Raw genomic sequence first — 1,550 nt, forward strand, 5'->3', positions numbered from 1 at the left:
ACTTAATTTTCGTCGCAGCAATTATTTTCGGTATAGGTGTTTGCTATTTCTGGCCGACAATGATCGGTTTCGTTGCAGAATATATTCCGAAATCGGGAGCCCTTGGTATTAACCTGATGGGCGGGGCAGGTATGTTTGCTGTATCCATATATACCATTTTTATGGGTGGGTATTATGATCAGCTGGTGGGCAAGCATCTTCCCGCTGGTGCTGAATTAAGTACTTATGCAAATGCCGCAGCTGGGAGTCCAATGGCGACGGCTTTTAATGACGCTAAGAATTTAGCAGGGCCTGAAGTGTTGCAGACAACTTTATTCATCCCAATATTTTTGGTGCTGGCTTTCGGAGGGCTGGTATTTTATATGAGAAGCAGAAAGGCTGCCGTCTAAAATATTACGACCTCCTTAGTCAATTTTATAAAATAAATGACGATTCATTTGCTATTCTAAAAACTAAGCACGTAATTAGCGCCACGGAAAAAGCAATGAACATTAACTTTTATACCACAACAACAACTACAACAACCACGCTTTCGCGATGGGGAAGGTTTTGTATGGTGTAATAAGAACATAAAAACATCAAAAGCGCCTTCCTCCGATAACGGGGAAGGCGCTTTTTTTTTACATCATTGCCATGCTTTAACACAATAAAAACAATTTACACATAGATGAAAATTTTAAAATTCGGAGGCACTTCAGTTGGATCAGTTGAGTCTATTACTAAGCTATTACAGATCATTGAAAGAGAAGACCAAAATTCAGGTAATCCGGTTATTGTTCTTTCAGCCATGAGCGGAGTCACGAACCTGCTTTCAGCGATGGCGGATAAAGCATCACGAGGCGGAAGTTTCCTTGATGAATTAAAAGAACTTGAAGAGCGACATTTTGATGTTATTAAAGAACTCTTGGCGGTGTCAAGGCAGAATCCGGTATTTACGCAGCTGCGGATTTTGTTTAATGAGATTGAGGACCTGCTCCAGGGAGTGTCCATGTTGCGCGAACTTACACCGAGAACCCGCGACCTGGTTTTAAGCTATGGTGAACGTTGCTCGACCTTCATGATCAGTAAAATCGCTGGACAGGAGAAAGATAATACCTTGTTTGTCAATGCAGCTGAATTGATTAAAACCGACAGTAGTTTCGGACAAGCTAAGGTAAATATCGAGATCACGGAGCAGCTTATCCGCGAATTTTACGAGAAGAATAGAAACAAAATGCTGTTTGTTACCGGCTTCATTGCCAGTAATGATGAGGGACGGATCACTACGCTTGGGAGAGGGGGCAGCGACTATACCGCCGCAATTTTCGGATCGGCACTCAATGCCAGTGAAATTGAAATATGGACAGATGTAAACGGAATGATGACAGCTGACCCGCGCATGGTGAAGAAGGCTTTCTCGCTGCCGGAATTGTCATACACCGAAGCAATGGAGCTTTCGTTCTTTGGTGCGAAGGTGATTTATCCGCCGACAATGATCCCGGCATTTATGAAAAAAATCCCGATTGTCATTCGAAATACGTTCGAACCGGATTTCGCCGGGTCTGTAATCA

1 protein-coding gene and 1 pseudogene are annotated in these 1,550 nt (G+C 43.0%); both read left to right on the forward strand.

What is annotated here, in order from left to right:
* A pseudogene (locus tag WBJ10_RS03500) lies at window positions 1-389 on the forward strand (MFS transporter); the annotation flags it as partial.
* Window positions 390-667: 278 nt separating this feature from the next.
* Window positions 668-1,550: aspartate kinase (locus tag WBJ10_RS03505; RefSeq protein WP_424288168.1), on the forward strand; the 883-nt coding region annotated here is incomplete at its 3' end.

The organism is Daejeonella sp., from assembly GCF_049655485.1.
Taxonomy (GTDB): Bacteria; Bacteroidota; Bacteroidia; order Sphingobacteriales; family Sphingobacteriaceae; genus Daejeonella.